The following is a 22,013-nucleotide window of genomic DNA, read 5'->3' as shown; positions in this document are numbered from 1 at the left end:
GGCCGCCCGGACCGAACCCTCTCTCACGGAACCAGACATGACCACGAACGCAGTCCAGATCAAAGACGCCTCCGAACTGCTCAAGAAGCTGTCGATCCAGAACATCCGCGACATCCGGGCGCTCGACGTGGACATGTTGCTGGTGATGGCCAACGGCGACCGCGTCATCCTCAGCGGCGGTGCCGTGGCGGCGCTGACGCAGCCTGAGCTGCTGCTGCAGTTCAGCGACGGCCGGCTGACCCTCGGCCAGCTGTTCGGCAAGATCGACGAGATCAGCCTGTCGCCGGAAGCGAACCTGACCGTCAGCTCCGACGGCATCACCCGCTACAACCGCAACAACGCGATCGTGAAGCGGCCGATGGCCGATGCCGAGGACGAGGTGCCCGCCCGCTCCGACCCGGTCGACAAGGCCGGTCCGGTCGATCAGCGCGAGCCGGGCAAGGGCCCGGTGCAGGACGTGCCCAAGGGCGCCTCCGCGGTGCCCGGCCAGCTGGACGGCCAGTCCAGCGCCCAGAAGCAGGTCGGCGACACCGAGGTCAACGTCAGCTCGCGCAAGACCGACAACTGGAGCGTGGCCTGGCCGACGCTGGCGGCCGTGCTGGGTGCCTTGCTGGTGGCCACCCACAAACGCGGCAGCCACGACAGCGCGCTGACCGCCGAGCCGATGACGGCGACGGTCGCCAGCGTCTCCGGCAAGGCCGCGCTGGGCACGCTCAGCGATGCCGAGGTGATGGTCTACAACGACCAGGGCCAGCTGCTCAACAAGGGCGGCAAGGCGGTCGCGCTGGGTGAAGGCGGCAGCTACCGGGTCGAGTTCGACACGAAGTTCGCCGGCTACAAGGGCCTGGTGACCGTGGTCGTCCACGACAACGGCGCGGGCACCAACTACACCGACGAGGCCACCGGCCAGGCGATGGACATGGGCGGTGACCTGCGCGCGATCGGCGAGGTCGGCGGCGGTGCGCACGTCATGCACGTGACCGCGCTGACCGAGCTGGCGGTGCGCAAGGCCGGTGTCGCCCCGGGCGGCACGGCACGTGACCTGATCGCCGACGCGGTCGGCCAGTCGGCCGCGCCGGACGGCAAGGCGGCTGCGCTGGTGGCGATCCAGAAGGCCAACAACGCCATCGCGGCGCTGTTCTCGATCCCCGACCTGCTGACCACCTCGCCGGTCACGATCAACGACGGCGAGGCCACCAACGCGGCCTTCACGGCCCTGTCGCGCCGCGAGCAGGGTTATGGCCTGGCGCTCGCGCTGGTCTCGGCCCTGCAGGCCACCGGCACCGACAAGGCCACGCACGACGAGACCCTCGACCTGCTGGCCGCGACGCTGAACTACAGCGAGCAGCCGGGCCAGGAGGCGCGCCTGATCTGGCGCACCGTCGGCAACGCGGCGGTCGACGCCAACACCGTCCAGGACCGCCTGTTCGAGGCGGCCGCCACCGTGCCGCTGCCCGGCGCCGATGCCGGCCTGACGCTGGTGTCCTACATCCAGGACAACCAGATCGCGCTGACCCGGCCGGACGTGACCGCCCGTGGCGAGAAGGCCGGCGTGACGCTGGACATCGACGAGCTGCGCGACGGCGCGCTGGTCGTCAGCGGCTCGGCCGGCACCGTGGCGACGCTGCAGCTGACCCTCAACGGCAGCACCGTGACCGTGGCCGAGGCCCGTCTGGACTCGACCGGCCAGGCCCGCCTGCGCATCACCGACGACGCGCTCGCGGTGCTCGGCAGCGCCGTCTCCAGCGTCAGTGGCGGTGTCGTCACGACCACCGACTCGGCCGGCAACAGCCGCCAGGCCCAGGTCTTCTCCGGGCTCGACAGCCGCGATGCGATCGCCGTCGACACCGTCCGCCCGAGCACCGCCGTGACCGGCGTGGCGCTGGAGCCGGGCCGCGACTCGTTCTTCGCCCGCCGCGATGACGCCAGTCCGCTGGGCGCCGAGCAGGCCTACGGCAGCGCCGACGATGGCGTCACCAACCTCGTGGCGCAGGACGTGCGCATCAGCCTGAACCACCGGCTGGAGGTCAACGAGCGGATCGAGTTCTCGACCGATGCGGGCAAGACCTGGTCACGTCCGGCCGGCCTGGAGGAAGTGCTGGCCGACGGCACCGGCAGCACCTGGATCGCCAGGGGCGTGCGGCTGGTGGAGGGCGCCAACACGCTGCGCTCGCGCGTGGCCATCGTGCGCAACGACGCCCGGTATGCCGACGGCACCGACGTCGTCATCGACCTTGCCGACCGCAGCCAGGTCAGCATCAACGGCCAGCAGCTGGTCATCCAGCCGGCCCGTCCGCTGGCCCGGCTGGCCCATTACGTGCTGACCCTGCCGGCGGGCGCGGTGACCGACCTGTCGGGCAACCCGTTCGAAGGCCTGACCGGCAGCAGCGACGCGACCGGCTACGACTTCACCACCACCGCGTCCAACCTGACGCTGGCCGACGTGGCGGGCAGCGACAACACCGTCAACCTGGCCGAACGGGGCGGGCCGATCGTCATCGACCTGCAGGTCAACGATGCCGGCAGCCGCACGCTGTTCGACGCCAGCCGCTACACCGCGCGACTGGACGGCACCGACGTGGCGCTGGTCGGCGCGAGCTACGACGCCGCCACCGGCCGCTACACCGCGCGCATCGCGGGCAGCGCCTTCCCGGCGGGTGAAAGCCGGCCCGATCCTGTCCTGAAGATCACCGCGACGCCGAACGACGGCAGCGCGGCGGCCAGCGTGCAGCGCGCCATCCACGTCGACACCGTGGTGTCGGCACCGGACGGCCTGCGCGTGACGGCCGGGGATCCGAACGGCGACGGCCTCGTCATCAGCAGCGGCTTCACGCTCGGCGGCAATGCCGAGAAGGGCGCCACGGTGACGGTCCTCAACGGCAGCACGACGGTCGGCAGCGTGACCGCGTCGACGCTGGACGGCAGCTGGTCGCTGCAGGTCCCGGCGCGCCTGCTGGTCCGCGGCCTGATGAACGGTGCCGGCGAGGCCAGCAGCGCCAACGGCAGCTACCAGCTGCTGACCTCGGCCGAGGTCGCCACCACGCTGATCGGCCTGCCGGCCTTCAGCGATGCCTACGCACCGTCCGGCGCGAGCGTGCTGGACGCCAGCCGGCCGGTCTACCGGCTGGGTGACGACAGCGGCGCCTGGTACGTCTGGGCCCGCGAGGGCAGCGGCTACCACCTGACCCGTGGCGACGGCAGCACGGCCGAGTGGTACTGGGAGGCCTCGGCCACGCCGGGCGTCTTCGCCAGCCAGCCCGAGCAGGTGCCGGCCGGCGCCTGGATGCGCAGCAACAGCGGCGCGGCCCAGGTCATGGCCGATGCCATGTCCGGCGGCCGGGCCGGCACGACCGTCGCCCAGCCGGGCGCCGTGCTGGTCAACCTCGACGGCCACGGCAGCGCCTCGCACGCCTACACCGCCGTGCAGACCGACCTGGCGGGCAACGTCAGCGCGGCCTCGGTGGTGCTGGACGTGCGGGTCGACACGACCGCGCCGCCAGCGCCGATCGGCATGACGCTGCAGCCGGTGGGCGGCAACGTCGTGGCCGACACGCTCAATGGCACCAACACCGCGCTTGAGCTGTCGGCATTCATCGCGGCCGGTCAGGCGACCGGTGGCAAGGCCGACTTCTACATCGGCAGCACGCTGCTGGGCACCGACAGCGACATCGCCGCCGGTGACACGGCGGTCCGCTACACGACCAGCGACGGCACGCCGACCCCGGCGGAACTGCAGGCCGCCATCACGGCCGGCGGTGTCGTCTCGGTCAAGCTGTTCGATGCGGCCGGCAACAGCGCGCTGTCCGCCGGCGGCAACGCGATGCTGCAACGCGACGTCATCGCGCCGGCCGCCCCGACGGCGCTGACGCTGACGCCGAGCGGCGGCACCGTCGTCGCCAACACGCTCAACATGACCAGCACCGCGCTGGCGCTGTCGGCCACGATCAAGGCCGGCGAGGCCACCGGCGGCAAGGCCGAGTTCTACGTCGGCGCCACGCGGATCGGCAGCGACACCGCCATCGCGGCCGGCGACACCACCGTCACCTACACGACCAGCGACGGCACGCCGACGCCGGCCGAGCTGCAGGCGGCGATCGGCAACGGCGGCATGGTCTCGGTCCGGCTGTTCGATGCGGCCGGCAACGTCACGTCGTCGAGCATCGCCAACCCGACGCTGATGCGCGACCTCGTCGCGCCGACCCTGCTGTCGTTCTCGGCCACGTCGCCCGACGGCACCTATGCCCGCGACGCCGCGATCGTGCTGACCGCCACCAGCGCCGAGGCCCTGCAGCCCGGCGCCCAGGTCAGCGTCACGCTCGACACGGGCGCGACCGTGGTGCTGAGCCGTGACGCCAGCGTCGCGACGCTGCTGCGCGGCACCTACACCGTCGCCGCCGGCCAGGACAGCGCCGACCTGACGGTGCGCAGCTATGTGCCGGGTGGGGCGGGCGGCGTCCAGCGGCCCCGCGACATCGCCGGCAACACGATGACCGGCACGGCGCTGCCGACCGGCACGGCCAACCTCGGCGGCGCCCGCGCCATCGTGGTCGACACCCATCTGCCGACGCTGACGCTGGACAGCCGTCCGCTGGCCTACACCGAGAACGCGCCGGCCACCGCCGTCGATGCCTCGCTGACGGTCACCGACACGGGCGGCCGGCTGACCGCAGCGGCGGTCTCGATCAGCGCCGGCTACGTCGCCGGTCAGGACCGGCTGGACTTCATCGCCGACTTCGCGACGATGGGCCCGATCACCGGCGCGAGCTGGAACGCCGGCAGCGGCACGCTGACCTTCACCAGCACCGGCGCGTTCACGCCCGCCCAGCTGCAGGCGGCCGCTGCGGCGGTGCAGTACCTCAACCTGTCCGATGCACCGTCGACGGCCGCGCGGACCATCACGTTCTCGGCCACCAACGCGGCCGGCGGCACCGAGACGGCCAGCCGCAGCCTGGTCGTCACGGCGGTCAACGACCTGCCCACCGGCAGCCTCGTGATCGGCGGCGGCGCGTCGCCCGGCGAGACGCTGACGGCCGACACCCGCGGCCTGTCCGACCCGGACGGCAATCCCGCCGCCTACACCTACCGCTGGAAGTCCAACGGCGTCGACATCCTCGGCGCGACCGGCGCGAGCTACCTCGTCACGTCCGACCAGGTCGACCGGATCCTGACCGTCCAGGCCAGCGGCACCGATGCGGGCGGCACGGTCGAGACGGTCACGTCCGGCGGCGTGCGCGTCGCCAGCGCGCTGCTGTCGCTGGACCTGGACGCGGCCCTGGCCGGCACCCAGTTCAGCCAGCCGCTGCGCCAGCTCGCGCCGGCCACGCTGGCCGCCGGTGCGGCCGTGCTGTCGAACGTGGCCGCACCGGCCGCGTCGACGTTGACGGGGCTCCAGCTCAAGCTGTCCGGTGCCGGGCTCGATGCCCGCTACGACAAGCTGGTGCTGGACGGCGACGTCAGCCTCGCGACCACCTTCGCGCCGGTCACCGGCAAGACCGTCGGCGGCGTGACCGGGCTGAGCTATGGCTATGACGCCTCGACCCGCACGCTGACGATCGGCAAGGCCGGTCTGGGCGCGGCCCAGGTCAAGGCCATCGTCGAGGCGATCCGGCTGAAGGACAGCTGGGCGACGCCGCAGGAAGGCGAGCGCGTGTTCGAGTTCCGCCTGCTGAACGGCGCGAACATCGGCCCGGCCTCGACCGCCGTGCTGTCCTTCGACACCCAGGCGCCGCAGCTGGACCTGGACGCCGGCATGGCCGGCACGCAGCTGGCGTCGACCCGGATCGTCTCCGGCGCGGCCGTGGCGGGCGCCTCGGGCGTCGCCTTCGTCGATGCCGCCAAGCTCGCCACGGTCGTGGCGGGCGATGTGCGCTCGATCGGCTGGACCCTGTCGGGCAGCGGCATGGATACCGCCCGCGACACGCTGTGGCTGGACGCACCGGTCGGCCTCGCCGCCTCGCTGGCGACCGTCGACCGCAGGACCGTGGCCGGCGTGGGCGGCCTGAGCTACGGCTATGACGCGGCAACCCGCACGCTGACGATCGGCAAGACCGACGGCAGCGCGCTGACGGCCGCCAACGTGCAGGCCCTGGTCGGCGCGGTCGGCTTGCGCAACGCCACCGGCGTGGCCTCGGGCAACCGTGTCGCCACGGTCACGCTGACCGACCTGGCCGGCAATGCCGGCTCGGTCAGCGCGACGCTGGTGGTGGACGCCACCGCGCCGGCCACGCTGTCGGCCGCCGCCCAGGCGGGCACGCGGCAGATGTCGTGGCGGATGCTGGGCAACCTGGGTGACCTGTGGGGCACCGGCGACCCGCATCAACTGATGCCGGGCGAGTCGGGCAACCCGGCCTTGCCGGCCGCCTACGCCGGCAACGCGACCGGCTTCCTGGCGGCCATCCGCGGCGTGTCGGCGGATGTCGCCGGCGTGGCCACGGGCGTGGCCAGCCTGCCGGGCGGTGCGCTGTCGGGCACGGCGGTGGACCTGCGGGTGCAGGACGGCGCGGCGGTGAAGTCGGCCGGCCTCGGCCTGGTGGCGACCTCCGCTTCGGTGCTGTCGATCCAGGGCCTCGAGAACGACGGTGCCGGCGGCGCGAACCCCAACGTGCTGGCGCCGGACGTCGACCTGTACCAACTGCAGGCCGATCCGGCCGCCCATGCCGCGACGCTGCAGCTCAAGGGCACCCGCGGCTCACCCGATCCGTCGGCCCACACGCTGGCCAACCTGCGCATCGTCTATGCCCAGGAACTGGCGGACGAGGACACCACGCCGACGATCGACGTCACCTACGACGCCGGCAAGGCGGCGATCGGCGACGTGATCTCGCTGTTCGAGGGCAGCACGCTGCTCGGCTCGCGCACGCTGGTCGCCGCCGACCTCGGCAGCGGTGACCGGACGCTGGCGCTCGACGTCCGGACGGCGCTGGGCACCGGCACGCACGACATCGTGGCGCGCTACCGCGACACCGCCGGCACGAAGGTCGATGCGGCCGGCGTCCGCGTGGCGATCCAGTCGGCCTCGGCCGCGCCGGTCTTCGGCCAGGTCCAGGTCAACGCCTGGGCGCAGCAGCTGTCGGTCGTCACCGAAGGGGTGCCGGTCGCGCTGAACGGCTCGACCACGGCCTATGCCTCGGTCACCGACACGCGGACCTCGACCGGCGTCAGCGGCGGCATCCAGCACGGCCTGAAGTTCAGCGGCACGCTGGACCAGGCAGCGCTGGTGACCGTCAGCATCGGCGGCCGGCTGCTCGCCTTCGGCGACACCACCACCGACGCGGGCGGCACCGTCCGCTACGCGCTGACGATCCCGGGCAGCAGCGTCGCGCCGGGCTTCCACGACGACGTCACGATCACCGCCAGCAGCCGGGCCACCGGCGCCACCCGCACGCTGTCGCACCAGACCCTGGGCTGGTTCTGGGCCGGCCAGGCGATGGGTGACGTCAGCGGCGGCGCCGGCAACGACGTGATCCCGCTCGGCCAGACCGCTGCGGCGACCGTGCGGACCGGTGACGGCCAGGACACCGTCCTGGTCGGCGCCTACGGCATGGCCAGCGGCCTGTCGGCCAGCGTCGCCGACTTCACGCCGGGCACCGACCTCGTCGCGATCCAGGGCCAGGCCGTCAACCCGGCCAGCCTGTCGTCCTTCGTGGTCGGCGCGACGTCCACCGGCAGCGGCCGGGACACCACGCTCGTGCTCGACCTCGACGGCGCCGGCGTGGGCGCCACGACCTACGCGCTGACGCTGTCGAACGTGCCCGCCGGCCCTGCCGTCGGCCACCTGCTGTTCGGCCTGCCGGTGCTGACCGGCGTGGCCTGCAGCGCGACACGGGCCGGCAATCCGCTGTCCGGCGCGGCGCGGCTGATGGCCGGTGACCTCGTGGCCGTGACCGCCAGTTACTCGGAACCGGTGACTGGCACGCTCGCCAGTCTGCCGACGCTGACCATCGGCGCCGAGACCGGTCTGGCGCTGACCCCCGTCATCACGACCGGGGCGACGCGCAGCTGGACCTACACGATCGCCAGCGCCTCCCCGGCCGACAACGGCGCGATCAGCGTCGCCGCCAGCCTCGTGGCCGGCCTGCAGGATGCGTCCGGCCAGGTGGTCACCGACGTGTCGGTGCGGACCGGCAACCTCGTTGCCGACACGACCGCGGCCACCGTGTCGTCGGTCTCCCTGCAGAGCGCGACCGGCAAGCAGAACAACCTGTTGAACCCGGACGACACGGTCGTCGTGCAGGTCGACTTCAGCGAGCCGGTGGTCGTCACCGGCGTGCCGAAGCTGGCGCTGGACATCGGCTCGCTGGCCGGTGCGGCGGGCGGTACCTCGGTGCTGGCCGACTACCTTGGCGGCAGCGGCAGCAGCTCGCTGCGGTTCCGCTACACCGTGACGGCCGGGCTGAACGATGCCGACGGCATCGCCATCCCGGTGTCCGGTACGCCAGCCACCGCGCTGGACCTCAACGGCGGCGCGATCCGCGACCTGGCGGGCAATGCCGCCGTGCTCGAATTCGCCGCCGTGGCCGACAACCCGGCCTTCCGGGTCGACACGGCGGTGCCGGCGATCGTCGCGGAGGGCGCGATCCTCACCACCTTCAACAGCGTCGGCGTGCCCAAGACCGGCGCCCTGACGGTCGGTGACCGGCTGCGCATCACCTTCACGACCAGCGAAGCCGTGACGGTGACGGGCACGCCCACGCTGTCGATCAAGATCGGCAACGGCGCCCGGACGGCGACCTACCTGTCCGGCTCGGGCAGCAGAAGCCTGGTCTACCAGTACGCCATCGCCGCCGGTGACACGGCGCCCAGCGGCGCGATCTACTTCGTGGCCATCCAGGGCACCGGTCTGACCGACAGCGCCGGCAACCCGTTCGACACGACCTACACGGGCAACCTCGGCGTGGCGGTTCCGGTGTCGGTGGACACCACCGGCGTGCCGGCGACGACGGTCAGCGGCCTGCGACTGAGCGCGGACACCGCACCGGCCGGCAGCGTCGCGGGCAGCCCGATGCTGACCGACTTCGTCACCAGCGTGGCCAGCCAGACCTTGCTGGGCAGCCTCAGCAAGGGGCTGGCGGCCGGCGAGGTGGTGCAGGTCAGCCTCAACAACGGCACCACCTGGCAGACCGTGTCCGCGCCGCCGACGGTCGGTGGCACGACCTTCTCGCAGGCCGGCGTGACGCTGGCGGCCTCGGGCACCTTCCAGGCCCGCGTGGCGAACGCGGCCGGGACCAAGGCCAGCGCCACGCTGGCCCAGCCCTACCTGCTGGACACCACGCTGCAGGCCAATGCGTTCAGCCTGGGCACCAACGTGGTCAGCCAGCCGGTCCTGTCCGGCACAGCCGAGCCGAACGGCCTGATCACGGTCGAGCTCGACACGGATGGCAGCCCCGCCAGCTACGAGGCAAGCTGGGCGACCAGCACCGATGCGCTCGGCTACTGGTCGGTCAACACCGCCGCGGCGACGCCGGTCAGCGGCAGCTTCGGCGGCCTGTCGATCGGCACGACGACGACGGCGCGGGTCACCGCCACCGACCGGGCCGGCAACAGCTCGCAGGTGATGTCGACCGCGCCGGTGGCGGCCTCGACCTACTCGATCTCCAACGCCAACGTGATCGAGGGCAACACCGGCAGCCGCACGCTGGCCTACCTGGTCACGCGGGCCGGCGACCTGTCGGTGCCGGGCTCGGTGGGCTGGTCGGTCGACACGGCGCTCAGCTCGGTCAGGAACACCGGCGTGGCCAACGGCGACTTCGCCGCCGGCAGCCTGTTCGGCTGGACGGCCGCGCCCAGTGGCGGCACGGCCCCGACCTGGGGCGCCGGTGCGGCGCAGTTCGGCAATGCCACGGCGACGCAGGGCGGCACGCTGTCGCAGGTCCTCAACACGGTCAGCGGCCAGACCTACACCGTCAGCTGGGACCAGGGCAGTGCGGCGGCGGTCAACGTCGCGGTCAACAACACGGCGGCCACCAATGTCGTCTCGGCCGCTGCGGGCGCCCGCAGCTTCACCTTCACCGCCTCGGCGGCGACGACGACGCTGACCTTCAAGGACGCCACCACGGCGATCGGCACCAGCGTCAGCCTGGACAACATCAAGGTGCCGGGCACGCTGGGCGCCAGCAGCGACTACACGGGCGCCACGGCGGGCACGCTGGACTTCGCGGCCGGCGAGACCACGCGCTTCATCACCTTCGGCGTCAACGGCGACTACTACAAGGAGGTCAACGACAAGCTGCAGATCAACCTTGGCGCACCGGTCGGCGGCGTGCTCGCCGATGGCGTGGGCACCGGCGTGATCCAGGAGGTCGACGCGACGCGCATGCAGGCCATCTACAGCCTGGTCGACGTCAACCCGAACCTCGTCACCGCAGCGGTGCGGGTGCGGCGCAGCCTGGACAACACCGAGCAGGACATCGGCTTCGACGCCTACGGCCGGCTCGACACCGCCGCGCTGTCGGCCTTCGTCGGCACCGGCACGAACGCGCACGGCTATGTCAGCAAGTGGTACGACCAGTCCGGCAACGGCCGCGACATGGGCCAGACGCTGGCGTCCAGCCAGGGCGTGCTGGTCTACAACGGCGCCATCGTCACGCGCTCGGACGGCTCCTACGGCATCAGCTTCAACAGCGGCCTGAACGGCGGCACGCTGGTGGCTGCGGCCCCCGGCGGCCTGCCGACGACCTCGGGCATGGACGACTCGATGCTGCTGACCAACGGCCTGGCCGGCACCGGCTGGACCGATGCGGTGATCTCCGTGAAGGTGCAGTCGAACTGGGCCGGCACCGGCTCGGGCACGCTGTTCCAGCTCGGGGCGGGTGACCGCGACCGCCTCAGCTCGCACTTCGGCGAGTGGCAGGGCGGCGTCTACGTGTTCGTGTTCGACGAGGGCAACTACGTCGCCGGCACCGGCGACGGCCGCCTGATGGGCGGCGTCGTCAGCCAGGGTGTCGCCAACGACATCGTCTACGAGGTCCACCGCAACGCCGGCAGCGCGGGCACGCCGTCGCTGAACCACATCGATGCGGCGCAGTCCATCTTCATGGACGGCGTGCGCGTGGCCAGCGACGCGACGACGGTGCCGTTCTCGACCAGCGCGACCTGGGAACTCGCCCGTCAGGGCGTCGGCTCGGGCGGCTACTACCAGAGCGTGACCTACTCGGAGTTCTCGGTCTTCCTGGGCGACACCAGCACGTCGCCGGGCAGCTACGCGTCGCCGACGGTGACGACGCTGCGCGGCAGTTCGGGCAACGACGTGCTGACCTGGTCGGGCGAGTCGGTGCTGAAGGGACTCGATGCCGGCTACGGCTACGACGTGCTCTTCCTGCAGGGCGGCACCGCGCTGGACGCGACCTCGCTGACCAGCGGGGTGCGTAACGTCGAGCAGGTCTGGGCCGTCAACGGCGCGGCCAACACGGTGACGTTCGACGATGCGGCGCTGGCGATCGACAACTCGACCCTGCTGGTGGTCATGGATGCCGGCGACAAGGTCGTGTTCAACGGCGTCAACCTGCCGCACGACACGACCGACACGCAGACCGTCTTCCTCGGCACCACCGGCAACGACGTGCTGAAGGCCACCGGCCTGAACGATCACCTGATCGGGCGGGGCGGCGTCGACACCTTCCAGTGGCTGGTCAACCAGTCCGGCCGCGACCGCATCGACGCCTTCGACATCGCCAACGGCAACCGGCTCGATGTCGCCGCGCTGCTGCGTGGCTACGTCGCGGGTGCGGTGCTGTCGAACTGGATCGAGGTGGGCGACGACGGCGTCGACACGACCTTGCGCATCGACCTCGACGGCAGCGGCGCCGGCAGCGTCTCGCAGACCATCGTGCTGACCGGCGTGACCACGGCCTACACCAGCGCGCAGCAGTGGGCCGATGCCGGCCTGCTGAAGGTGCTGTGAGGCCGGCTCGCCGAGTCACCGTGTCCATCGGCCCTGGCGGCCGATGGACCGGTGACCGGTGACCGATTTCATCGCTTCGGATCTACCCATACGTGTCATTGAAGCCACTCAGGGGCTATTTGAGACTGCCCGACACCCAAGGCCCGTGCCCCCGCGACCCCCACCGCCACCACCTGGAGGCGGCCGGAAGGTCCGATCAACACGGTGATCCCGGGGCAGGCATGCGGGGACGTCGATCCCTGCGGGCCATGCGACACGAAGGCGGTTTCGCCACGTGGACGCGTGATCCGAACCTGCAGCTCCGGCAAGCACCCACGGGCCTCCGTCCACGTCCCGATGACCTGAGGAGGCGACCCATGCACAAGCCCATGCACAAGCAAGACCTGACGCTCGACGGCCTGTTCCGCGACCGCGATGAACTCTCGACGCCGGCCCACCCCGCCAAGCCGGCGAACCCCGCGATGCCGACGCTGCAGGAGCTGCTGTCGACCACCCGTCCGGCCGATCCGGGCCTGCCGTCGCACGACGCCGCGCGTGACCGGGCCGAGCGCGACGGCGATCAGGCCGACAACCACAGCCCCGAATGGATGGCCGCGATCGGCCGCATCGGCGGCCAGTCCCGCTCGGCCGCGAAGTCCAAGGCCGCGCGCCTGAACGGCCTCAAGGGCGGACGCCCGCGCAAGCCCGACACCTTCGTGCCGGGCGACCAGGCCAACGTCCTCGTCCACATCACGGCCGGCTCCACGCTGGTCCTGCCGTCCCCCCCGTCCAAGCCCCCGTCCACCCCCAACACCTCAGATCGGTGACCTCATGGCTGCAGCTGCTTCTTCCCTCGACGACGACCAGAACTTCTGGCCCGGCTACGTCGACACCCTCGTCAACATGGTCATGTTCCTGATCCTGCTGATCGTGATCCTGTCGATGGCGGTGATCTTCTTCTCCGCCCGGGCCCGGGTCGAGGCCAGTCAGGCGCCCCAGCCCGACCCGTCCAAGACCTTCGAGGCGAAGTTCCCGGACCCGTCCGCCGAGGCGATCCCGGTGCAGCCTTCGGATATCAAACCCAAGGTCCCGGAGACCCTGCCGCCGACCTATGCGAAGGAGCAGCAGCCGCGCACCGGCCAGTCCGACCAGAAGCCGCGCCAGCCGTCGATCGAGGACCTGACCAAGACCGTCGAGACGCTGCAGAAGAAGCTCTACCTGGCCGAGCAGAAGTACAAGCCGGTGCTCAGTTCGCCGAAGGCCCGCGAGACCGTCGAGACCGTCGACGGCAAGGGCGAGGAGAAGACCGATGGCACCTTGTCGCGCCCGGTCCCCAAGAGCCGCGGCGTGCACGAGTTCGCGCTCGGCCCGACCTCGATCACCGTGCGTTTCATCCCCGGCGCACTCGACCTGGACGCCGACGAGGCGCAGCGGCTGGCGCAGCATTTCCGCAAGCAGTTCGGCGAGCAGTTCGCGCGCGGCCAGCGCTACACGATCACGACCGACTACGTCGAAGGCCTGAGCGAGTCCTCGCGCATGGCCTATTACCGCGTCACCGCCGTGCGCAATCAGCTGATGCGCGTGGCCGGCGTGCCCAAGTCCGCGCTCGACCCGCGCAGCCGCGCCGTGCAGGCCGCGGACCTGAAGGGCACCGAGTCGCTGGAGGTGCGCATCGTCGCCATCCCGATGACCGGTGACGAGCCGGCCCGCGTGGCGCCGGCGGCGTCGAACTGACGACCTGCCCCCGCTTCCGACCGCTTTTCGGTTGTTTGGGGGCCGGGTGGCCTGCCTAGGATCGTGATACCCCCTGGTCCGTGCCAGGGCAGGGCGCCGCAGTGGCGCACCGCAGTCCACGAGGCCCCCGATGTCCCCACCCGCCACGATCCAGAGCTCGACGACCTCGGCCGCCGCCTCGCCTGCCGCGCCCTCCGGCTCGCCGCCCGTCACGTCGGCCAACCCGACGTCGACCGGCTGGACACCCTACGCCTGGCCGACGCCGCCGCTGGCGGCCTACCCGCAGCCGACGCCGTCGCTGGAGCCCGAACCCTGCGAGGTCGAGGCCCGCGGCGGTCAGCTGATGATGGGCACGCTGGTCGCCTTCGACACCGATGAAGGCCAGGCCCGCGTGCTGCTGCCGCCCGACAAGGTGCCGGTGGCGCTGCGCTTCAGCCAGATCCGCCGCATCACGCTCAAGCGCAGCCTGTCGCCGCTCAGTGCGGCGATGGTGGCCGACGCCAGCGGCGACGCGGTCGGCCAGGTGCTGGGGCACCGCCGCAGCCTGACCTACACCGTCCACCTGCAGGACGGCGGGCGGCTCAGTGGCCGCACGGTCGGTCACCTGGACCTGCCGTCCGGCCTGTTCCTGTTCGCGCCGGTCGACGCGCTCGGCTCGGTCCAGCGCATCTTCGTGCCGCGCGCGATGCTGGTGCAGCAGAGCATCGGTGACCCGCTGGGCCAGATGCTGGTCGAGCAGATGGCCACCACCTCCGACGAGCTGGAGCAGGCGCTGACCGAACAGCAGGTGCAGCGCAACCGCAAGCTGGGCGAGCAGCTGCTGTCGCGCCAGCTGGTCACGCCCGAACAGCTGACCACCGCGCTCGATGCCCAGGCCCGCATGCCCACCGTGCGGCTCGGCGAGGCGCTGGTGCAGCTCGGTTTCATCTCCGAAGGCCAGCTGCAGCAGGCGCTGGACGTGCAGCGTTCCGAACGGGCCCAGCCGCTGGGCGAACTGCTGCTGCTGCGGGGCGTGGTCGACGTGCAGCACCTGCGCATCGCGCTGGCCCGCAAGCTGGGCTATCCGGTCGTCGACGTCGATCACTTCCCGGTCGATGCCAGCGTGACCGCGCTGCTGCCGCTGGCCGATGCCCGCCGCCTGCAGGTCCTGCCGCTGATGCGGCGCGGCGGCCGGTTGGTCGTGGCCATGCTCGACGCCAGCCAGCACGAGCTGGTGTCCGAGGTCGAACGCATCACCCAGACCCATGTCGCGCCGACGCTGGCCGGCAGCGGCTCGCTCCAGCTGGCGATCGAGCGGGCCTACGGCACGGGCGTCGACGCGATCCCGTTCGAGCTCAAGGCCAGCGACCGCGAGACGGCCAAGGTCATCAAGCGCGCCTTGCCAGCGGCGGCGGCGCGAGCGGTGGCGGCGGCCACGCCCGCGCCGCAGCGCCAGGTGACCGCGCCGATGGGCCTGGGCGCGGTGTCCCCGGCCCGGCCGGTCGAGCCGCCGAAGGCCTCGCCCGAACGGGTCATCGACTCCGGCATCGAGGTGCCGTCGCTGGACATCGCGCTGGACCTGCCGGCGCCGGAGACCGCTCCATTGCCCGCTCCCGTTCCCGTTCCCGTTCCCGCCGCTTTGCCCGCTCCAGCGGTTCTGCAGGACCCCGAGCCGGCCGCTTCCGCCGAACCCCCGGCCCCGGAGCCGACCGATCCGGCCGAGCTGTCGCAGCGCGCCCGGGCGGCCGCCTCGCGGCACGAGAGCCCCTTGCTGCAGACCTTGTCCAACATCGTGCTGGACGCGCTCGCGCGCGGCGCCAGCAGCGTCCAGATCGAGGCGATGGGGGTGGACGACAAGCTGCAGGTGCGCCTGCGCCGGCACGGCCGGCTGGAGGTCCACAGCGAGCTGCCGGCCGCCTGGCGCAGCCCGATGCTGGCGCGCATCAAGGCGCTGGCCGATCTCGACATCAGCGAGAACCGCAAGCCGCAGGAAGGTCGCCTGTCGTTCGCCCGGCTGGTGCCGCAGCACGCCATCGACCTGCGCGTGCTGACGCTGCCCACCCACGACGGGCTGGAGGACGTCGTGCTGGGACTGCCGGCGCGGCTCAAGCCCTATGCGCTCGACGCCATCGGCATGCCCGGCGACGACCTGGCGCGGCTGCGCCAGCTGCTCGACCGGCCGGCCGGCCTGATCCTGTGCGCCGGCCCGGCCCGCTCGGGCCGCACGACCACGCTGCACGCGATGCTGTCGCACCTGAACCGCCCGGAGCGCCGCATCTGGACGCTGGAAGAACGCATCGAGCGCCTGCAGACCGGCCTGCGCCAGATGGAGGTGCGCGCCGAGGACGGCCAGAGCATGGAGCTGGCGCTGCGCTCGCTGATGAACACCGATGCCGACGTGATCATGGTCGGCCATGTCGGCGATGCCGCGACCGCGCGGCTGGCGGTGGAAGCCGCGCTGCGTGGCCGGCTGGTCATCGCCGGCATGACCGCGCGCAACGCCGGTGATGCGGTGATGCGCCTGATCGACCAGGGCGTGCCGGCCTGGGACCTGGCCGACGCGCTGCTGGGCGTGCACAGCCAGCGCCTGCTGCGCCGCCTGTGCAACGCCTGCCGCATGAGCCGCACCGCCAAGGACAACGAGATCGACGACTGGGTCGACGGCTACTTCCACGGCGGCGCCGTCGAGGACGCCCAGGCCGACCGCGAGGCCCTGCTGAAGACATGGACCGAACGCCACGGCCGCGACGGCCGCCTGCGCCGCTACCAGAGCCAGGGCTGCGAACGCTGCGGTCACACCGGCCTGCGCGGGCGCATCGCGGTGCATGAGCTGCTGACGCTCAGCCGCGACCTGCGCCGCCTCGTGCGGGCCGGCGCGCCGGGCTGGAACCTGCAGCGCCAGGCCGCCCACGAGGGCCTGCACAGCCTGCGCCAGGACGCGCTCGACAAGATGGTGGCCGGCCAGATCTCGCTCGACGAGGTGCGCAGCCTGGTCGAGACCTGACGCGACGGCGCAGCCCGCCGCCGGCTCTGCCGGATCACCCCCCGAACCCGCCGCCGGCGGGTTTTCTTTTGCCGGTTCGGGGCGCCGGTCGTGGCCCGGATGTCGCGTCCGATACCGCCCCGGGTGGCTCAGTCGATGAGCCAGTCCAGCCGGAAAGGGTCGTGTCATGAGCCAGGCCCCCTGGCGGGTGTGACTTATTGACGCCCGCCGCACCGATCGGCCGGAAGGCCCGTCGGAGCGGGATTTTTTGGGGTGCGGCGGCACCCTCGTTCGAGGGGATGGGGACGCTTCAGACACGGTTCACGGGGGGCCCGTGGCTACCATGAATTCCATTCCCGGAACCGATCGATCAGGTCGGTCCAAGTCTTCCAGATCCGCCTTTTCGGCCCCGCACCGGGCCAGATCGGAACCCCTCATGAGCACCCAGCGCCAGTCCCTTCCCGCACCCAACCAGGGCGTGCGTTCCTTCTTCGGCGGCAAGCAGAAGAAGGGCGATCCGCTGCAGGAACGCATCGACTGCCTGATCGGCCCGGGCACCAGCATCGAGGGCGACCTCGTGTTCACCGGCGGCCTGCGCATCGACGGCGCGATCCGCGGTGACGTGACCGTCTCGGACGTCAAGGCCGGCACGCTGGTGATCGGCGACGGCGGCCGCATCGAGGGCGACGTGCGCGTCTCCCACGTGATCGTCTACGGCGAGATCGTCGGCACGATCTACGCCACCGGCCTGGTCGACCTGCGCGCCAATGCCCGCATCGCCGGCGACGTCCACTACGACGCGCTCGAGATGCAGGCCGGTGCCGAGATCACCGGCCACCTGGTCAAGAACAAGCAGGCCGGAGCCGCAGCGTGAGCCTGGACGCCACGCTCGCCGCCGCAGCCGGCCCGGACGGGCTGACGCTGCACCCGGTGTTCTCGCGCCACCGTCCGGGCAGCCTGGCGCCACTCGACCAGGGGGATGCGCGCGAACAGTGGCGTCACCTGGGCGCGGCCATTGCCCGCGACCCGCTCGACCTGGAAGCCCATGTGCGGCGCGTGCAGCTGGCCTGCGTGGCACCGCTGACCGACCTCGCCTTCGGCGCGCTGGTCGACCTGTTCCTGGCGCTGGGCCCGCGTGGCCGTGCGCTGCGCGGCCGGCTGCTGGACCAGGCCGAAGCCTGGCTGGCACCCGAGGACGCGCATTTCCTGCGTGCCTACCTCGACGTCGGCCTGAACCGGGGCGTGGCCCTGCCGTCGGCACCGGGTTCGCTGTTCCACCCGGCCATCGTCGGCATGGCTCAGATGGTGAGCCACCAGCGCGTCGCCGCCGCCGTGCAGACGCTGCACCAGCAGGCCGCCGCGATGCTCGACGAGGGCAACCTCGATGCCGCCCGCGCGCTGCTGGAACAGGGCCTGCTGGACGACCCGACCGACGCCGACGTGCAGCGCGAGCTGCTGGGCATCTACCGGCACAGCCGGGACGACGCGGCGAAGACCGCGATGGCAGAACGCCTCCTGGCCCGATACGGCCAGTTGCCGGCGGGCTGGGCCTGAGGCGCACTCGCCTCGCCACCCGTCACCGATTTCCCCTAGCCGAGCCCGGACCCCGTGGATCACCTCAAGCCGCCTTCCCGCCTGAACGTGGTGCTGCTGTCGCTGCCGCCGCGGACCCAGGCCGTGCTGGACTACTTCTTCTCCAGCACCGGTCGCAGCAGCTTCTCGGTCACCGACCCCGAGCAGGCCCACGCCGCGATCTTCGACGTCGACACGCTGGCCTCGCGCCAGCACTGGGAGAGCTGGCACGCCGGCACCGGTCGACCCGGCATCGCGATGTCGATCCAGCCGCAGGAACTGCCCGGCACGGTCTGGGTGCGCAAGCCCATCACGCCGGCCGCGCTGCTGCAGGCCGCCGCCGAACTGGGGGCGATGCGCTGGCAGCCGATGCAGGCGGCGGCGCCGGTGGTCCAGGCACCTGCCCCGGCACCGGCCCCGGTCGTGGTGCCCGAGCCGGTCGTGGTCCCCGTCGTGGCCCAGGTCGCCGAGCCGGTCGTCGTTCCGGTCGTCGTTCCGGAGATCACGCCGGTGGTCGAGGCCGAGGCGGCACCGGCTCCGGCACCTGTCGTGGCGGCTGTCGCGCCGGTGGCGGCGCCGATCGCCGAACCCGTTGCCGCACCCGTTGCCGCATCTGTTGCCGCACCCGTTTCAGCACCCCGCCCGGCGCCGCGTGAGCCGCTGCGCCACGAACCGCGCCCGGCGCGTCAGCCGGATCCTCGGCCGGCCGGCATCGGCGGCTTTCTCAAGCGCCTGTTCGGCGCGCCGGCCGCGCCACAGCCGGCCCAGGCCGCCGCGCGTCCGGCCGTCGCCCGCACGACCTACCCGGCGGCGGCAGGGTCGGTGCGTGAGCCGGTACGTGAGCCCGTGCGTGAGCCGGTCGCCGACGCGGTGCGTGAGACGGTCGCGCCCGAGCCGGTCGTCCTCGGCACCGCCAGCGTCAGTCCGGCCGTGCCGGCGGCTCGCCCGGTGGTGGTGCCGCTCAACAAGACCCATGTGCGCAAGCGCGGTCGCAAGGGTCCGACGCGCTGGGTCGACCCGAACGGCGTCGTGCTGCACGGTGCGCGCGACGGCGGTCAGGCCGCCTCGACGGATCACGCCGATCACGGCGATGACGACGACCGCGACGAACACGATCTCGACGAGACCGGACCCGACGCCGCCGAGACCGGCGCCCGCGTCGCCACGCCGGCCGCCAACGACGGCCCGGTCGGCGATGCCGGCACCGCCTCGCCGGTGATCACGCTCGAGGCCGAGCCGGTGGTGCGCATCGAGCCCTATGGCGAACCCGCCGCCGACGCGACCGCCGAGGCTACGTCGCAGGACGATGCCGCCGAAGCCGCATCGAACGACGCCGCGAACGCCAACGACAACGCCAATGCCAGCGGCGACGAGGCCGTCGCCCGTCCGGCCGTCGTCTGGCGCGGACTGTCCAGCCCGACCGACCAGGCCGACGAGCTGACCTACTGCGGCAGCCGCGCCGATGCGACGGCCGAGGCGTTGCAGGCCGACCGCTCGCTGCGCTTCGATCCGGGCCAGTCGCTGGTCGCCGCGCTGACCGAGGCCTACCTGATCGGCCGCAAGTGGCAGGTGCCGACGCAGTTCGAGTTCAGCGCCGGCCGCGTCATCGTCGATGCGCCGCGCAACCGCGTGCTGCTCGGTTTCGAGGCCGACCGCCTGGCCGAGCTGCTGGCGCGTGGCCCCGAACGCATCAAGACGCTGGCGCTGAACCGCCACGAGCAGGCCGCGCTGCAGCTGCGCGAGGGCGAGGCCTGGCAGCCGCTCGACCGCCTGCTGTGGCGCGCCGGCCTGCTGCAGTCGCAGGGCCGCCTGCCGACCGGTGTCGACCTGAAGCGCCCGGTCTACCTGAAGCACTGGCCCAACCTGACCCGCGTGCAGCGCACGCCCCACGCGATGCGCGTGGCCGCGCTGTGGGCGACCCGGGGCGCCGGCCTGATCGAGACCGCCGAGCTGCTGAAGATCCCGCAGCGCCACGTGTTCGCCTTCTATTGCGCGGCCGCCGCGTCCGACCTCGTCACCGAGGACGGCAGCTCGGTCAAGCGGGCCCAGCGTCGCGGCGCCCGCAACCGTGGCCTGCTGACCCGCCTGCTGGGCTGGCTGCAGGCCTGAGCGCCGCGCGACCGTCCGCACCCGCCGTCCCGTCCGACGCCACCCCGACACCTCCACGCAGGCCAGCCGCCTTGCGCACACCATGGCTCACAAAGACCACAAGATCATCTTCACCGGCCCGGTGGGCGCGGGCAAGACCACGGCGATCGCCTCGATCAGCGACATCGAGCCGATCCGCACCGACGAGCAGGCGTCCGACATGACGACGCGCCGCAAGCCGGCGACGACCGTGGCGATGGACTACGGAATGATCCGGCTCGGCCCGACCGAGAAGGTCCACCTGTACGGCACGCCCGGCCAGGAGCGCTTCGACTTCATGTGGGAGATCCTGACGCAGGGCGGCATCGGCCTGGTCCTGCTGCTGGACAACACCCGCCCGACGCCCTTCGAGGACATGAAGTTCTACGTCAAGGCCTTCCACGAGTTCATCTCCAGCACCCGCCTGGTCATCGGCATCACGCAGATGGACACGCGCTCGTCGCCCACGATCGACGACTACGTGCGGCAGATGAAGGAGCTGGACATCGACGCGCCGATCTTCGAGGTCGACGCCCGCCGCCGCGAGGACGTGTCCTCGCTGATCCAGGCCATGCTGCTGTCGATCGACCCGGTCATCTGAGACCGGTCCAGCCGCCCTTCCAGCGAGACCCCGCGCCACCATGGACCACTACACCCTCACCGGCGAGTACTACCTGCACCCGACCCCGGCCGGCGCCTACTACGCCGCCAGCCGGCCGGACCGCGATCCGGCGCGCAGCTTCCTGCAGCGCCTGCTGCGCGAGCCGGCCACGCCGCGCCTGAGCCCCGGCCTGATCGCGCAGTGGACCGGCCTGAACGAACACGACGCGCTCGAGTTCGTCTACCGCATGCAGTCCTCGGGCTTCATCCAGGGCCTGCCGGTGCAGGTCGAGGTGCCGCCCGAGCGCATCGAGGCGCTGCTGCCGCCGGTGCTGGCGCAGCTGTCCGACGAGGGCAAGGCGATCCTGGCCGAGAAGCGCGGTCTCTACCTGGGCACCGCCGGCTTCGCGCACGAGCAGTCCGAGGAACTCGCCGCGCTCGGCGCCGACCTGGCCTCGGTGCAGGAACGCCATGCCCAGCTGCTGCACGGGAACATGCGTTTGCGCGGCGACGGCTGGGGCTTCATGAACGCCGGTGGCTACAGCGAACTCGGCTTCTGGCCGCTGTACTTCGGCGACGACTACTTCATCCTGGTCGTGGGCGGGCAACCGCGCTTCAACCAGGAGGCCTACACCACGCTGATCTGGACCCTCGGCGTGCGCTACGGCGGCGCGGCCTGACCCAGGCCGATCCGTCGCGATTCGATCCGATCCGCACCCCGACTCCACCCACGAACCCCACGAAAAGGAACCCGCCATGCGCGCAGAACTACTGAACTCCATCCTGAGCGAACTCAATGGCTCGACCGCCGACATCGAGGCCTCGGCCGTGCTGTCGACCGACGGCCTGATGATGGCCTCCATGCTGCCCGCCGGCATGGACGAGGACCGCGTCGGCGCGATGAGCGCGGCCATGCTGTCGCTGGGTGACCGGACCTCGCGCGAGCTGGCCCGCGGCGAGCTGGAGCAGGTGCTGGTCAAGGGCCATCGCGGCTACGTGCTGATGACCCACGCCGGCAACGACGCCGTGCTGACCGCGCTGTGCAAGCCGAACGCCCGCCTCGGCCTGATCTTCCTGGACGTCAAGCGCGCCGCCGACTCGATCAGCAAGGTCATCTGACGCAAGAGGCCAGGACCCGCA

10 protein-coding genes are annotated in these 22,013 nt (G+C 72.0%); all 10 read left to right on the top strand.

The genetic code is table 11. The features are described 5' to 3' along the window. Nucleotides 1–37 precede the first annotated feature (37 nt). The 10 genes from ACWA7K_RS14405 (at nt 38) to ACWA7K_RS14360 (ending at nt 21,992) form a co-directional block, all read left to right on the top strand. On the top strand, nt 38–11,899 hold the full coding sequence (locus ACWA7K_RS14405; protein ID WP_456162076.1) for a beta strand repeat-containing protein: 11,862 nt from the start codon (nt 38–40) through the stop codon (nt 11,897–11,899). Nucleotides 11,900–12,255: 356 nt separating this feature from the next. Then, the gene (locus tag ACWA7K_RS14400) at nt 12,256–12,705 is read left to right on the top strand and encodes a hypothetical protein (protein ID WP_456162075.1); all 450 of its coding nucleotides are present in this window, start codon (nt 12,256–12,258) and stop codon (nt 12,703–12,705) included. 4 nt (nt 12,706–12,709) lie between these two features. Next, the gene (locus ACWA7K_RS14395) at nt 12,710–13,612 is read left to right on the top strand and encodes a vesicle formation protein (protein WP_456162074.1); all 903 of its coding nucleotides are present in this window, start codon (nt 12,710–12,712) and stop codon (nt 13,610–13,612) included. Between the two features lie 130 nt (nt 13,613–13,742). Continuing rightward, complete coding sequence (locus ACWA7K_RS14390) at nt 13,743–16,595, top strand: GspE/PulE family protein (protein ID WP_456162073.1); 2,853 nt, start codon at nt 13,743–13,745, stop codon at nt 16,593–16,595. A 415-nt stretch (nt 16,596–17,010) separates the two neighbouring features. Then, a complete protein-coding gene (locus ACWA7K_RS14385) occupies nt 17,011–17,448 on the top strand; it encodes a bactofilin family protein (RefSeq protein WP_456162072.1) in 438 nt (145 codons plus the stop codon). After that, nucleotides 17,445–18,128 (top strand): hypothetical protein, encoded by a 684-nt coding sequence (locus ACWA7K_RS14380; protein ID WP_456162071.1) that lies wholly within the window; start codon nt 17,445–17,447, stop codon nt 18,126–18,128. The genes ACWA7K_RS14385 and ACWA7K_RS14380 overlap by 4 nt, the downstream gene beginning before the upstream one ends. A gap of 54 nt (nt 18,129–18,182) precedes the next feature. Further along, nucleotides 18,183–20,255, top strand: a complete 2,073-nt coding sequence (locus tag ACWA7K_RS14375; RefSeq protein ID WP_456162070.1) for a hypothetical protein — start codon at nt 18,183–18,185, stop codon at nt 20,253–20,255. Between the two features lie 82 nt (nt 20,256–20,337). After that, nucleotides 20,338–20,874: a GTP-binding protein gene (locus tag ACWA7K_RS14370; protein WP_456162069.1), complete on the top strand. Its 537-nt coding sequence runs from the start codon at nt 20,338–20,340 to the stop codon at nt 20,872–20,874. 40 nt (nt 20,875–20,914) lie between these two features. Then, on the top strand, nt 20,915–21,553 hold the full coding sequence (locus ACWA7K_RS14365; RefSeq protein ID WP_456162068.1) for a hypothetical protein: 639 nt from the start codon (nt 20,915–20,917) through the stop codon (nt 21,551–21,553). Between the two features lie 76 nt (nt 21,554–21,629). After that, entirely contained in the window at nt 21,630–21,992 is a 363-nt protein-coding gene (locus tag ACWA7K_RS14360; protein ID WP_130480888.1) for a roadblock/LC7 domain-containing protein, read from the top strand. The last annotated feature ends 21 nt before the right edge of the window (nt 21,993–22,013 follow it).

It is taken from the genome of Leptothrix mechoopdaensis (SeqCode) (assembly GCF_053893855.1).
This window is presented reverse-complemented; position numbering and strand designations above follow the sequence as displayed.

Bases quoted from the DNA above. Each gene is read 5' to 3' on its own strand.
- ACWA7K_RS14405 (WP_456162076.1), top strand. From the start codon at position 38: ATGACCACGAACGCAGTCCAGATCAAAGACGCCTCCGAACTGCTCAAG.
- ACWA7K_RS14400 (WP_456162075.1), top strand. From the start codon at position 12,256: ATGCACAAGCCCATGCACAAGCAAGACCTGACGCTCGACGGCCTGTTC.
- ACWA7K_RS14395 (WP_456162074.1), top strand. From the start codon at position 12,710: ATGGCTGCAGCTGCTTCTTCCCTCGACGACGACCAGAACTTCTGGCCC.
- ACWA7K_RS14390 (WP_456162073.1), top strand. From the start codon at position 13,743: ATGTCCCCACCCGCCACGATCCAGAGCTCGACGACCTCGGCCGCCGCC.
- ACWA7K_RS14385 (WP_456162072.1), top strand. From the start codon at position 17,011: ATGAGCACCCAGCGCCAGTCCCTTCCCGCACCCAACCAGGGCGTGCGT.
- ACWA7K_RS14370 (WP_456162069.1), top strand. From the start codon at position 20,338: ATGGCTCACAAAGACCACAAGATCATCTTCACCGGCCCGGTGGGCGCG.
- ACWA7K_RS14365 (WP_456162068.1), top strand. From the start codon at position 20,915: ATGGACCACTACACCCTCACCGGCGAGTACTACCTGCACCCGACCCCG.
- ACWA7K_RS14360 (WP_130480888.1), top strand. From the start codon at position 21,630: ATGCGCGCAGAACTACTGAACTCCATCCTGAGCGAACTCAATGGCTCG.